We start from the raw sequence: 14,259 nt of genomic DNA on the forward strand, positions 1-14,259 counted from the left end.
AAAAATAGAGTATAGTAGGGTAGGAACTACCCAAACTTATACGCTTGTGGACTTTTTGTAAGACGGAGGAATAATCAATTAGATTAGGAAACGCAAGAGAGAATGAAACAAGAAGCACCTAAGCTTTAGCTTAGTGTGTAGTTCACTTAAGAAATTTTTAGAAATGAAGGCATATAAAAATACAGATAAAAGAGCAATAAGCCTCAATTATCTGTATGGTTAGTTAAATTTACGAAAGTTTTACAATTTGTAGGACTTGTTCTAGGGAAATTAAATGAGATAGATTACTATGAGCTTCTTCAAAAACAAAGTAATTATTGTCTTGAATAGGTGTTTTAATCATGCCAGTTAATTGATGTGTCGTAATATATCCTTTTGGTGTTAAAACTTCAAATTGTAATAAAATAGTTTGAGTAAAGTAATATGCCTCATGAATACATTGAATAACGTCAAATAATGGCATAAATTCAATTTTTTTATCACTATAGTCTTCTTCTAATAAAGTTTGTGAAAATGTATGTAAAAAAGGTTGAATAAAGCTTGAAATGGTATGTAATGGTTGTTCCATATTAATATCCTCCCGAACGTTTGTTTGTATTTATATTATACGAACAAACGTTCTTGAATGCAAGTAGAAATTAAAAAAATATTTTTCTTATTTTATAAAAGTACCGGTTTCTTCCTATTAATATAAATGGTGAAAATAGTATGGAAACAAGAAAAAAGTAGCTGAAGAATATTTGCACGCTATAAAAAATAAGTTTATAATGATATAAGTAGTCTATATAATTGTCCATACTTGGGTGCAGGTATGAAAGAATGGAGGTGTGAGGATGAACGAGAATATTCTACAATCGATTCAAGGCATTGAACAAGAAGCTGATCAAATTAAAAACAGCTATATCAATGAGATTGAAAAAGTAAAAGAAGCAACGACTAAAAAGATTGATGTTGCAAAACACAATATGGAACAAGCATTAGAAGAATATTCCAAAGAATTAGAAAGTAAAAATAATGAAAAGATTTCAGAATTTACTACTAAGATAAGAGAAGAAGAGTCTGGTGTAATTCAACATCTTAAAGCGAGATTTGAAGATAAAGATGAAGAATTTGTTCAAGCCACTGTCAAGGAGGTGTTAAGACGATATGGCAATTGCTAAAATGAAAAAAGTTATGCTAGTTGCTCCTAAGACAAAACAAGTAGAATTATTAGAAATGATTCAAGAATTGCAAAATTTAGAATTAATTGATAATGATATAAAAGAATTGTCTGAAGAAAGACAAGCATTTTTTTCACAACAAGGAAATGATGATCAAGTAAAAAGATTGCAAAATCAATTTGATCATATTGGCAAGAATCTTCAATTTTTGGCAAGTAATCAAAAACAACCTTCTTTTTTCCAAAAGTATAAAAACCCACGTGAGGAATATACTTTACAAGAGTTAACTGATAAAGTTGATAGTTATCATATTGATAGTTTAATAGAAACTGTCGATGGATTTGAGCGTGCACTCCGCTTAAATGAAGATATCCGTAAAGATTTATCAGATAAAGAAGAAATATTAAGAAGATGGCAACCGTTAGATTTTCATCCGAAAGTCTTTAAAGATAGCGCATATCTTAATGTTGTATTAGGAACAATTCCACAAGTAGCGGATAATAGTTATCATAAGCTTTTAACAGATAGTGATTTATTATTTGTTAAAGATATCTATTCTACTCGTGATGAATTAGGAGTATGTATTACATATTACAAGGAAGATGAAGCTTATGTTAAGGAAGAACTAAATGAAGCTCACTTTATTGAATATATTTACAGTTTTAAGCAAGCTCCAAAAGAAGAGTTAGCTTGTGTATTGAAGAAACAAGAAGAATTAGTTGAATCAAATCAACAATTAGTGAGTGATATTGATAGCAACACTGAAATTACACGGAAATTGGAATTAGCTCATGAAGTTATCTTTAATGAATTAGAGCGTGCTAAGAGTCAAGAGTTATTATGGCAAACAAATCGCTTATTTACTTTATCTGGTTGGATTCAAGCAGATCAGTTTACTATTATTAAAGAAAAACTAAAAGAGCAGTTAGACGCAGCTGATTATGCTTTCTTTGAACAAGAATTTACAGAAAAAGAGTATCATGAAGTACCAATTATTTTGGAAAATAATGCAGTTGTAACTCCATTTGAAAACTTAACGGAAATGTATGGATTACCACAATACGGTGAGTTAGATCCAACGCCATTTATGGCACCTTTCTATATGGTATTCTTTGGTATGATGGCCGGAGATTTAGGTTATGGATTATTATTATGGCTAGCTACAGGAGCTTTATTAAAATTCTTAAACTTAGATTTAGGAACACAAAAGACATTAAAATTCTTCCACATGTTAAGTTATCCAACAATGGCATGGGGTGTAATTTTTGGATCATTCTTCGGGGTGACATTACCAATTCAAGTCTTATCATTATCTAATGATCTAATTAGTGTTATGATTTTATCAATTATTTTTGGGGTTATCCAAATTTTAGTTGGTTTAGCACTTGGAGCATATACAAATATGAAGAAAAAAGCTTATGTCGATGCTTACTTACAACACTTTGGTTGGATTGCCATTATCCTAGGTATTATTCTTTATGTCGTAGGAACAATGGTAGTACCAGCGCCAACAGTAGCATTAGCAGGTAAATGGTTAGCAATAATTGCAGCAATTTTAATCGTAATTGTCTCTATTTTATCAGCACCAAGTAAAGCTGGCGGTCTAGCAAGTGGTTTGTATAATTTATATGGTATTAGTGGTTATATCTCAGATACAGTGAGTTATACTCGTTTAATGGCATTAGCTGTATCAGGCGGAAGTATTGCCGGAGCGTTTAATATGTTGGTAGGATTCTTACCTCCAGTTGCACGTTTCACATTAGGTATCTTCTTATTGATCGCATTACACGCCTTAAATATCTTTTTAACCTTCTTAGGTGCTTATGTTCACGGATTACGTTTACAATTTGTAGAGTATTTCGGTAAGTTCTATGAAGGTGGCGGACGTGCATTCAATCCGTTCAAAACATATGAAAAATATATTTATATTAAAAAAACTAAAAAATAAGTAAATTGGAGGAATAAATAAAATGACAAATTGGTTAACATTTTTTGCAGAAAATAATGGTGGTATGGTATTCGCAGCTTTAGGTATGGCAATGGCTATGATTTTTGGTGGTATTGGATCAGCTAAAGGTGTAGGTATCGCAGGGGAAGCAGCTTCTTCATTAATTAAAGAACAACCTGAAAAATTCGCACAAGCAATGATCTTAGAATTATTACCAGGTACACAAGGGATTTATGGTTTCATTATTTCATTCTTCATTATGAACCAAATGTCTGTTGATATGAGCTTACAAAACGGCTTATTCTTATTTATGGCTTCATTACCAATCGCATTCACTGGTTTATTCTCAGGAATTGCTCAAGGTAAAGTAGCAGCAGCAGGTGTACAAATTTTAGCTAAAAAACCAGAACACACAATTAAAGGTGTTATCTTCGCAGCGATGGTAGAAACATATGCAATCTTAGGTTTATTAGTATCAATTTTAATTATTAGCAAATTAGGTTAGGAGATGGAACGTTTGAAAGATTTAGAGCAACTAAAACAAAAAGTCTTACAAGAAGTTACAGATGAATATTCACAAAAACTAGCTGTTGCTACTAAAGTAGAAGAAGAACGTTTAAACGAAGCAAATGCTCGCTTGTCAGAACAAGAAATGACGAAAAAAGCATCTCTTAAAAAAGCAGCCAAAAACCAATTAGAACGCGAAAAACAAGCGATTCAAAACGCCAGTAAAAAAGAAGTCTTACAAGTAAAACGTGACTTATTAACAAGCGTTTATGATGAAGCAGTAGGTGTGATGTCTAATTGGAGCGGAGAAACTTTAGTAACCTTCATTTCAGGAGCTATTCGCGCATTAAACTTATCTGATTCTCAAGAATTAGTATTTGGCGAACAAACAGTTAATTTAGTAACAGATGCACAAAAACAAGCTTTAACAAAAGAATTTCAACATATTTCAATTTCAACTGAAACAATTGCGAAGAAAGCAGGTTTCGTGGTAATGCACGGTGGAATTGAATATAATTATTTATTTGATGAATTAGTGAATGACTTAAAATTAGACTATTCACCAGTTCTAGCAAAAATGGTATTTGATGAACAATAATAAGGAGGGGACGTATGAATAACCTAGCATACTCAGGTGTTAATACGACTGTTCGTATTTTAGAAGATCAGTTATTAACAAAGGATGACTTTGAAACATTACTAAAATCCTCTTCGCTAAAAGAAGCATTAGAATATCTTCAAAAAACATCATATGAAATCGATGTGCCAGATGCATTAGAGAACAAGAATTTTGAACCTTTCCTATTAAAAGGCTTAATGCAATCTTATGATGTACTGACACCGATTATGCCTGAAGAACGTATTATCGAAGTTTTTTCAACTAGTTATGTTTATCATAATTTAAAAGTATTATTAAAACAAAAATTCACTGGTATTAATATGGAGCATTTATTAGTTCCGATTGGCGAATACCCAATTGAAACATTAAAACAAGTGGTCGAAACATCAGATTCAGATGCAGTGCCTGAAATTATGAAAGAAGGCGTTCGCGGAGCGTTAGAACATTATGAAAATTTTCACCGCTTAGAATCAGCCGATATCTTTATGGATACTTATTATTTCAGACATTTACGTGCTATTGAACAAGATTTAAGAGATTCAGTAATTACAGATATTGTTAACTGTATGATTGATTTAGAAAATATTGCCACATTAATTAGAGCAAGTAAACAAGACCAATCTCGTGGATTTATGCAAACCGTATTATCAAGTGCTGGTACAGTTAGTAAGACACGATTGATTGATACTGTACACGAACAAGGTTGGGATAGTTTAGTTGAATTATTTGAACATGTGGGGTATACAGAACAATTAGCAGAAATCGTTAGTGTCGATACAAAAGATATTAAAGTCATTCAACTGGAATTATTAAAAGAAGAATGGATTTATGAACTATTAAAAGACGCAACTTTTGAAGCATTTGGACCATTTCCTGGATTAGCATATTTACACGCTAAAGAGATGGAAGTTAAGAATTTACGATTACTTCTAGTTGGGAAAGATAATGGATTTAGTGAAGAACAAATAAGAGAAAGGATGCGACCAATCTATGGCTCATAATATTGCAGTTGTTGGAGATAAAGATTCAGTACTTCCTTTCAAAATATTAGGATTCGATGTTTTTCCAAGTAGCGATGCCCAAGTAGCACGCAAAATTGTTGATCAATTGGCAAAAGAAAAATATGGGATTATTTACTTAACAGAGGCGATTGCAGCAGAAATTCCTGATACAGTCAAGCGTTATGATGCAATGATTTCACCGGCAGTTATTTTAATTCCAAATCACCAAGGATCATTGTCAATTGGTAAATCAAGAATTCAAGAAAATGTTGAAAAAGCAGTCGGACAAAATATTTTATAGTAAGGATTAGGAGGTAATCGTGTGAAAGAAGGAAAAATCGTCAAAGTTTCTGGACCGTTAGTAACAGCTCAAGGAATGGAAGACGCAAATATACAAGATATTTGTCACGTTGGTCATTTAGGACTAATCGGAGAAATTATCGAAATGAGAAATGATGTTGCTTCAATCCAAGTATATGAAGAAACATCAGGAATTGGACCTGGTGAACCCGTAATGACTACAGGGGAAGCATTATCTGTAGAATTAGCACCTGGTATTATTTCACAAATGTTTGATGGAATTCAACGTCCATTAAATACATTTAGAGATGTTGCTAAAAGTGACTTTTTAGTTCGTGGTACATCTGTTCCAGCGCTAGACCGTGAAAAAGAATGGGAATTCGAAGCAGTCGCAAAAGTTGGCGATGAAGTGGTCGCTGGTGATATCGTTGGTTTAGTTCAAGAAACTAAAGTAGTAAAACATAAAATTATGGTACCATTTGGAGTTACAGGTAAAATTGTTGATATCCAAAGTGGTACATACAAAATTGAAGATACAGTTTACAAAATTGAAACGGCTAATGGCATTAAAGAATGCAATTTAATTCAACGCTGGCCTGTACGTCGTGGACGTCCATTCCAAGCTAAGAAAAATACTAATGTTCCAATGTTAACTGGACAACGTGTTATTGACACATTCTTCCCAGTAACAAAAGGTGGAGCTGCAGCAGTTCCTGGACCATTCGGAGCAGGTAAAACAGTTGTACAACACCAAATCGCTAAATGGGCTGATGTGGATATCGTAGTGTATGTTGGTTGTGGTGAACGTGGTAATGAAATGACAGACGTATTAAATGAATTCCCTGAATTGATCGACCCAAATACTGGTGAATCAATCATGGAACGTACAATCTTAATTGCCAACACTTCAAACATGCCAGTAGCGGCTCGTGAAGCGTCAATCTATACAGGTATCACAATTGCGGAATACTTCCGTGATATGGGATATTCAGTAGCGATTATGGCTGATTCAACATCACGTTGGGCTGAAGCATTACGTGAAATGTCTGGACGTTTAGAAGAAATGCCGGGGGATGAAGGTTATCCTGCATACCTAGGTAGTCGTATTGCGGAATATTATGAACGTGCTGGACGTGTTGTTACTTTAGGTTCAGAAGGACGTGAAGGAACAATCACAGCTATCGGTGCTGTATCACCTCCAGGGGGAGATACATCAGAACCAGTTACACAAAATACATTACGTGTAGCAAAAGTATTCTGGGCATTAGATGCAACCCTAGCACAACGCCGCCACTTCCCATCAATGAACTGGTTAAACTCATATTCATTATATAATACAGAAGTTGGCACTTATTTAGATGAACATATTAACCCAGAGTGGTCAAATATGGTACAACACGCAATGAACGTATTACAAGAAGAAGCTAGTTTGGAAGAAATCGTTCGTTTAGTAGGTATTGAATCATTATCAGAAAAAGACCGTTTAACAATGACAATTGCTAAGTCTTTACGTGAAGATTATTTACAACAAAATGCCTTCGATGATGTCGATACATTCACTTCTCGTGATAAACAATATCGTATGTTAGATTTAATCTTAACATTCGAATCAGAAGCACGTAAAGCAATGGAATTAGGTGCTTACTACCATGAAATTATGGAAGGAACTGGTGAAGTACGTGACCGTATTGCTCGTTCTAAATATATTTCAGAAGCAAACATTGATCAATTAGATGATATTAAACAAGCAGTGAAAGATGCAATTCTTGAAACTGTTAAAGAAGGGGGAATGAACCAAGATGCTTAAAGAATACCGTACAATTAGCGAAGTGGTAGGTCCCTTAATGGTAGTTGAACAAGTTGAAGGCGTTAAATTCGATGAGCTTGTTGAAATTCAATTACAAAATGGCGAAATTCGTCACGGACAAGTACTTGAAGTAGAAGACGATAAAGCGATGGTTCAAATTTTTGAAGGTCCAAGTGGTATTAATATTCGTGATACAAAAGTACGTTTCCGTGGTAAACCATTATCATTAGATGTGTCAGAAGATATGGTTGGTCGTATCTTTGATGGAATGGGGAATGTTATCGATGGTGGACCAGACATTTTACCAGAAGAATCATTAGACGTAAACGGACAAGCGATTAACCCAGTTTCTCGTGACTATCCGGATGAATTTATTCAAACAGGTATCTCTGCAATTGACCACTTAAACACACTTGTTCGTGGACAAAAATTGCCAGTATTCTCTGGTTCAGGTTTACCACATAAAGAATTAGCATCACAAATTGCTCGTCAAGCAACAGTATTAAATAGCGACGAAAAATTCGCCGTAGTATTTGCTGCAATGGGGATTACCTTTGACGAAGCTGAATATTTTATGGAAGACTTCCGTAAAACAGGAGCGATTGATCGTTCAGTAATGTTTATTAACTTAGCTAATGACCCAGCTATTGAACGTATCGCTACTCCAAAAATTGCTTTAACAACTGCTGAATATTTAGCATATGAAAAAGGTATGCACGTATTAGTTATTATGACTGACATGACGAATTATTGTGAAGCGTTACGTGAAATCTCTGCGGCTCGTCGTGAAGTTCCGGGACGTCGTGGATATCCAGGTTACTTATATACAAACCTATCTACATTATACGAACGTGCAGGACGTTTAGTTGGTCGTCCAGGTTCAGTAACACAAATTCCGATCTTATCAATGCCGGAAGATGATATTACTCACCCAATTCCTGACTTAACTGGTTATATTACTGAAGGACAAATTATCCTTGATCGTAACCTTTATAACTCAGGTATTAACCCACCAATTAATGTGTTACCATCATTATCTCGTCTTAAAGATAAAGGTTCAGGTGAAGGTAAAACTCGTAAAGACCACGCATCAACAATGAACCAATTATTTGCTGCATATGCAACAGGTAAACAAGCGAAAGAATTAGCGGTCGTACTTGGTGAGTCTGCATTATCTAAAACAGATAAATTATATGTAGAATTTACTGACCGTTTCGAACAAGAATACATTAATCAAGGATTCTACACAAACCGTACAATTGAAGAAACATTGACATTAGGTTGGGAATTACTATCAATTCTGCCACGTACTGAATTGAAACGTATTAAAGATGATATGATTGATGAATATTTACCCAAAGGGGAGTGATTCCTAAATGGTGAGACTAAACGTTAAGCCAACACGTATGGAACTATCTAAATTAAAACAGCGTTTAGTAGTATCAAAACGTGGGCACAAACTATTAAAGGATAAACAAGATGAATTGATGAGACAGTTTATTGAGTTAATCCGTAAAAATAATGAATTACGTGATAGTGTTGAAGAAAGACTTATCGCTGGAATGAAGAGTTTTGTTTTGGCAAAAGCTACTTTAAATGAAGCGTTCATTGAAGAGTTAGTAGCAATTCCACCACAAAGCGTAACACTTGATTTATCGGAAAAGAATATCATGAGTGTCTATGTTCCAGAAATGAATTTCACTGTTGAAGAACAAAATAAGGAATCAGATTTTAAATATGGTTACTTAAATTCAAATAGTGAAATCGATGAATCAGTTGACCAAATTGAAGATGTTTTAGAAGATTTATTATTATTAACAGAAATCGAAAAAACATGTCAATTAATGGCTGATGAAATTGAAAAAACTCGTCGTCGTGTAAATGCATTAGAATATCGTATGATTCCACAATTGGAAGAAACAATTTACTACATTGAAATGAAACTTGAAGAAAATGAACGTGCATCAATCACACGTATCATGAAAGTAAAAGATATGGGTAAAAAAGATAAAAAATAATCCATCAACACAATGACTTCTAAAAGGCTTAGAGGGGCTAAAATGGGCTCTTCTAAGTCTTTTTTCTACTTTAGGGATACTTAGTTAACATTTGTATTTGAAAAAAGGGAGAGGACTTATTTTTTTGTTAAAAGATGAACATATGCTAGAATAAAATTAGAAGATTCACCTGACAGTAAAAAAATGGTATTTTTCAAGACTTTGGAAATGACTAACTTTAGAAAAACTGATAAAGTAAACGGGTAATGTATTTTAGGCGTTAGCTACTAGTAAAAGGGTGAATAATTTGCTAGGAAAGATAGCACATGCTTAGAAAGATGGAGGTGTAGTAAGTGTGAAAAATTATTTAAAATATATTGGTAAAAGAGTGCTGTATATGATTGCTACTTTATTTTTAATTGCAACGGCAACATTCTTTTTAATGAAATTATTACCGGGTTCTCCTTTTGCAAATGAGGAGAATTTAACGGAAGCACAATTACAATTTATGAATGCGAGATATGGTTTGGATAAACCACTTTATCAGCAATATTTATTGTATATGTGGGGCTTATTGCATGGTGATTTAGGGATGTCGTTCCAGTATGATATGAGTGTGAATCAAATTATTGCTTCTAGAATTGGGCCGTCCTTCCAGTTAGGGATTCAGGCAATGATTTTTGGGACGGTAGTTGGAACGCTTTTAGGGATGTTAGCTGCTGTTAAGCAAAATACTTGGGTAGATACTGTGGCAAGTATTTTTGCAATTATTGGTCGTTCAGTACCAAGTTTTGTCTTTGCGGTTGTTTTACAATTATTATTAGCAGTTGTGATTCCTATTTTTCCGATTGCTTTATGGAATCAAGGTTTTAAATCAAGCGTCTTACCAACTTTGGCTTTAGCGATTTCGCCGATTGCTGATTCGGCACGTTTTGTTCGTACAGAAATGGTAGAGGTTTTGCATAGTGATTATATTGAATTAGCTAAGTCAAAAGGATTAAATAATTTTGAGGTGGCTTTTAAACATGGGTTTCGAAATGCGATTATTCCATTGATTACTATTTTGGGTCCAATGTTAGTAGGCTTAATGACGGGTTCAATGGTAGTTGAAAATATTTTCTCGATTCCAGGAATTGGTGAACAGTTTGTAAAGTCGATTTTTACCAATGATTATCCAACGATTATGGGAGTTACATTGTTGTATTCTTTTATGTTAGTGACAATTGTATTGTTTGTTGATATTTTATATGGCATTATTGATCCACGAATCAGATTGACGGAAGGAGGCGATTCGAATGGCTAGAGAATTCATTCATGAGGGAACTAGTGATGAAGAGTTATTTGATTTTTGTTCTGCTGAAGAAATGAAGCAACAAGTAAAAAAAGATACAATGCCTTCTTTAAATTTTTTACAAGATGCAATGCGCCGTTTGAAGAAAAATAAAGGAGCAATGGTTGCTGGTTGGTTTATTATCTTTTTAATTGCTGTGGCTATTTTTGCTCCGTTAATTGCACCTTTTGATCCAGCTAGTCAAAATGTGGCTTTTTCTAATTTGCCTCCAAAACTTCCTGGAGTTTCAATAAATGGCTTTAATGGTTTTCGTGATGGAGTTGATCAATATGCTTTGGCTGGTGTCCCGGGGGATGTTTATTATTATATGGGGACAGATGGTTTGGGGAGAGATTTGTTTTCACGTATTTTATTTGGAACACGTCTTTCATTAATTATTGCCTTTTCAGCGGCTTTATTTGATTTAACAATCGGGGTAGCTTATGGAGTGGTCTCTGGTTGGTATGGTGGTAAGGTGGATACCGTAATGCAACGTATTTTAGAGATTATGTCGGGGATTCCGAATTTAGTCATTTTAGTGTTGATGTTATTATTCTTACAACCAGGGATTGGTTCGATTATTTTGGCATTAGGTTTTACGGGATGGATTACAATGGCTCGTGTTGTTAGAGCGCAAACGTTGAAGCAAAAGTCACAAGAATATATTTTAGCAGCAAAGGTATTAGGGCAAAGTTTTTCAAAGATTGCTTGGAAGCACATTTTACCGAATATTTCTGGAGTGATTATTGTTCAGACGATGTTTACTATTCCATCAGCGATTTTCTTTGAGGCATTTTTGAGTTTCTTAGGGATTGGGGTGCCAAGTCCAAGCGCTTCTTTAGGATCATTAATTAATGATGGCTATAAGACTTTCCGCTTCTTGCCGCATTTGATGTGGTTTCCAGCGATTGTATTATGTATCTTAATGATTAGTTTTAATTTATTTGCGGATGGATTGAGAGATGCTTTTGATCCAAAGCAGAAAGACTAGGAGGGATTAGATGAGTGAGAAGATTTTAACAGTAAAAGATTTGCGCATTTCATTTGAGACCTTTCAAGGTGAAGTGCAGGCGATTCGTGGAGTAGATTTTAGCTTACAACAAGGGGAAACATTAGCGATTGTGGGTGAATCTGGTTCAGGTAAGACGGTTACGACACGTGCAATTATGCGGTTGTTATCGAATAATGCACTAATGAAAGGTGGCGAGGTTATCTACCAAGGTGAGAATCTTTTAGATAAATCAGAGCGCCAAATGCAGAAAATACGTGGGAAAAAGATTGCAATGATTTTCCAAGATCCAATGACTTCTCTGAATCCAACTATGAAGATTGGCCATCAGATTGCTGAGGGGATGTTGAAGCACTTGAAGATGTCTAAGAGTGAAGCTTATCAGCGTGCTGAAGAATTATTAACATTAGTAGGGATTCCGGATGCCCATACTCGTATGAAACAGTATCCACATCAATTCTCCGGTGGGCAACGTCAAAGGATTGTGATTGCGATTGCTTTGAGTTGTCAGCCTGATATTTTAATTGCTGATGAACCAACGACGGCTTTGGATGTGACCATTCAAGCGCAAATTATTGAGTTAATGAAGAAAATTCAAGAAGAAACTAAGACTTCAATTATCTTTATTACCCATGATTTAGGCGTTGTTGCTAATGTGGCGGATAAGGTGGCTGTCATGTATGCTGGACAGATTGTTGAGTATGGTTTGGTGGATGAAATATTTTATAATCCACAGCATCCCTACACTTGGGGCTTATTATGTTCAATGCCAACTGTTGATACAGAGGGAGGCTTGTATACGATTAAAGGTACACCGCCGAATTTATTAGATCCACCGGTAGGAGATGCTTTTGCTTTGCGCAGTGAATATGCGTTGAAGATTGATTTTGTCAAAGAACCGCCGAAATTCCAAGTTAGTAAGACGCATTATGCACGGACTTGGCTATTAGATGATAAAGCACCAAAAGTTAGGCCACCTCAAGCGATTGTAGAGCGTCAAAAATTATTTGTGAAAGGGGAGGTGCTTGATGCAGAAAGAAGCTGAAACATTAGTAGAAGTTGATGGCTTAAAAGTTTACTTTTCTAAGGGTGCAAAAGAAGTTGTGAAAGCTGTAGATGATGTTAGTTTTACGATTTATAAGGGAGAGACATTTGGTTTAGTGGGTGAATCAGGCTCTGGTAAGACAACTATCGGGCGGACATTATTAAAGCTAAATCCATTGACTGCTGGACAAATTTCCTATGAGGGACAAGATATCACAAATATTCATAAAGCACGTGATTTAAAAGAGTTCCGTAAGAAGGTGCAAATGATTTTTCAAGATCCCTATGCCTCACTGAATAGTCGTATGAAAGTGAGAGATATTATTGCTGAAGGGATTGATATTCATAAACTTGCTAAATCGCAAGAAGAGCGTAATCAGATGGTGGATGAGTTATTAGTCTTAGTAGGCTTAGAAGCAGAACATGCGAATCGTTATCCGCATGAATTTTCGGGTGGGCAACGTCAAAGGATTGGGATTGCTAGAGCTTTAGCATTGAATCCGGATTTTATTGTGTGTGATGAACCGATTTCTGCTTTAGATGTCTCGATTCAAGCGCAAATTGTTAATTTATTACAACAATTGCAAGAAGAAAAAGGCTTAACCTATCTATTTATTGCGCATGATTTATCAATGGTTAAATATATTAGTGACCGGATAGCAGTGATGTATCATGGTAAAATCGTGGAAATTGGAACAGCAGATGAGGTATATCAACAACCTCTACATCCCTATACAAAAAGCTTATTATCAGCAATTCCAACACCAGACCCAAAAAGTGAGCGAACTAGAACAAGAATTGCCTATGTTCATAAAGACTTACCCGATGCTCACCTGTTTGAAATTACACCGGGACATTTTGTTTATACAACGAAAGAAGAAGCTAATCGATTAAAAAATAATGAAGAAATTCTTGGTAAATAATGAGTATACGATAGGATTTTATTAAAAACGAAAAAAATAATGCCAAATTTTTAATAATTATAAGTAGACAATTTATAATAATTTGGGTACAATGATTAAGATAACTCGTTAACTCGAGATAAACTAATGTAAAGGAGGAGAGTTAGTTGTCTGATACTTTTAATAAAGTAGCTGAAATTATTGCAGAACGTTTTGGCTTAGAACAAGAAAAAGTTACTCGTGAAATGACTTTCCAACAGGACTTAGGCGCTGATTCAATCGATATCGTAGAATTGGTAATGGAATTAGAAGACACATTTGATGCACAAATCTCTGATGACGATGCAGAAAAAATCGCAACAGTTGGAGATGCTGTAGATTATATTGAAAATCATTTAGTATAACTAATAAACAACAACTATGGTTCAGGCAGATTATTTAGTAATCTTTTATACTAGGTAATCTGTTTTTATTGGCTCTTTGTCAAATAGGGTTGATGGAGTGGAAATAGAGATCATACAGTATTATCTGTATGATTTCTTTTTTTATTGTATATTTCCATCATTAAAAAATTTTAGTGCTCAAGTGAGTACAGTTCCTATAATTATCAGCTGAGTGTAGTAATATATGTTTTT

At 34.6% G+C, this 14,259-nt stretch carries 15 protein-coding genes; 14 read left to right on the forward strand and 1 reads right to left on the reverse strand.

Features of this window, described 5'->3' with window-relative positions:
• Positions 1 to 229: 229 nt before the first annotated feature.
• Positions 230 to 568 carry a hypothetical protein gene (locus BMX09_RS08970; RefSeq protein WP_089747858.1) on the reverse strand — a complete coding sequence of 113 codons (339 nt, stop codon included), beginning with the start codon at positions 566 to 568 and terminating at the stop codon, positions 230 to 232.
• 265 nt (positions 569 to 833) lie between these two features.
• On the opposite strand from BMX09_RS08970, the gene BMX09_RS08975 reads away from it, so the two are divergent.
• The 14 genes from BMX09_RS08975 (at position 834) to acpP (ending at position 14,028) form a co-directional block, all read left to right on the forward strand.
• The gene (locus BMX09_RS08975) at positions 834 to 1,160 is read left to right on the forward strand and encodes a hypothetical protein (protein WP_089747860.1); all 327 of its coding nucleotides are present in this window, start codon (positions 834 to 836) and stop codon (positions 1,158 to 1,160) included.
• Positions 1,147 to 3,108 carry a V-type ATP synthase subunit I gene (locus BMX09_RS08980; protein ID WP_089747861.1) on the forward strand — a complete coding sequence of 654 codons (1,962 nt, stop codon included), beginning with the start codon at positions 1,147 to 1,149 and terminating at the stop codon, positions 3,106 to 3,108. Before BMX09_RS08975 ends, BMX09_RS08980 begins: the two co-directional genes overlap by 14 nt.
• A gap of 22 nt (positions 3,109 to 3,130) precedes the next feature.
• Positions 3,131 to 3,613 carry a V-type ATP synthase subunit K gene (locus BMX09_RS08985; RefSeq protein WP_089747863.1) on the forward strand — a complete coding sequence of 161 codons (483 nt, stop codon included), beginning with the start codon at positions 3,131 to 3,133 and terminating at the stop codon, positions 3,611 to 3,613.
• A gap of 12 nt (positions 3,614 to 3,625) precedes the next feature.
• Positions 3,626 to 4,213: a 23S rRNA (pseudouridine(1915)-N(3))-methyltransferase RlmH gene (locus BMX09_RS08990; RefSeq protein ID WP_089747865.1), complete on the forward strand. Its 588-nt coding sequence runs from the start codon at positions 3,626 to 3,628 to the stop codon at positions 4,211 to 4,213.
• Positions 4,214 to 4,227: 14 nt separating this feature from the next.
• Positions 4,228 to 5,235, forward strand: a complete 1,008-nt coding sequence (locus tag BMX09_RS08995) for a V-type ATPase subunit (protein WP_089747867.1) — start codon at positions 4,228 to 4,230, stop codon at positions 5,233 to 5,235.
• Positions 5,225 to 5,536 carry a V-type ATP synthase subunit F gene (locus tag BMX09_RS09000; RefSeq protein ID WP_089747869.1) on the forward strand — a complete coding sequence of 104 codons (312 nt, stop codon included), beginning with the start codon at positions 5,225 to 5,227 and terminating at the stop codon, positions 5,534 to 5,536. The genes BMX09_RS08995 and BMX09_RS09000 overlap by 11 nt, the downstream gene beginning before the upstream one ends.
• Positions 5,537 to 5,557: 21 nt before the next feature.
• A complete protein-coding gene (locus tag BMX09_RS09005) occupies positions 5,558 to 7,342 on the forward strand; it encodes a V-type ATP synthase subunit A (protein ID WP_089747871.1) in 1,785 nt (594 codons plus the stop codon).
• Positions 7,335 to 8,711, forward strand: a complete 1,377-nt coding sequence (locus BMX09_RS09010; RefSeq protein ID WP_089747873.1) for a V-type ATP synthase subunit B — start codon at positions 7,335 to 7,337, stop codon at positions 8,709 to 8,711. The genes BMX09_RS09005 and BMX09_RS09010 overlap by 8 nt, the downstream gene beginning before the upstream one ends.
• A gap of 10 nt (positions 8,712 to 8,721) precedes the next feature.
• Positions 8,722 to 9,360: a V-type ATP synthase subunit D gene (locus tag BMX09_RS09015; RefSeq protein WP_281242689.1), complete on the forward strand. Its 639-nt coding sequence runs from the start codon at positions 8,722 to 8,724 to the stop codon at positions 9,358 to 9,360.
• 334 nt (positions 9,361 to 9,694) lie between these two features.
• Entirely contained in the window at positions 9,695 to 10,642 is a 948-nt protein-coding gene (gene opp3b, locus BMX09_RS09020) for an oligopeptide ABC transporter permease (RefSeq protein WP_089747878.1), read from the forward strand.
• Positions 10,635 to 11,660, forward strand: a complete 1,026-nt coding sequence (locus BMX09_RS09025) for an ABC transporter permease (protein WP_177159598.1) — start codon at positions 10,635 to 10,637, stop codon at positions 11,658 to 11,660. Before opp3b ends, BMX09_RS09025 begins: the two co-directional genes overlap by 8 nt.
• A 10-nt stretch (positions 11,661 to 11,670) precedes the next feature.
• Positions 11,671 to 12,723: an ABC transporter ATP-binding protein gene (locus BMX09_RS09030; protein WP_089747881.1), complete on the forward strand. Its 1,053-nt coding sequence runs from the start codon at positions 11,671 to 11,673 to the stop codon at positions 12,721 to 12,723.
• Positions 12,707 to 13,645 (forward strand): ABC transporter ATP-binding protein, encoded by a 939-nt coding sequence (locus BMX09_RS09035; protein WP_089747883.1) that lies wholly within the window; start codon positions 12,707 to 12,709, stop codon positions 13,643 to 13,645. Before BMX09_RS09030 ends, BMX09_RS09035 begins: the two co-directional genes overlap by 17 nt.
• 146 nt (positions 13,646 to 13,791) lie before the next feature.
• A complete protein-coding gene (gene acpP / locus BMX09_RS09040; protein ID WP_089747885.1) occupies positions 13,792 to 14,028 on the forward strand; it encodes an acyl carrier protein in 237 nt (78 codons plus the stop codon).
• Positions 14,029 to 14,259: the final 231 nt, after the last annotated feature.

The sequence above is a fragment of the Granulicatella balaenopterae genome, assembly GCF_900111135.1.
Lineage (GTDB): Bacteria > Bacillota > Bacilli > Lactobacillales > Aerococcaceae > Granulicatella > Granulicatella balaenopterae.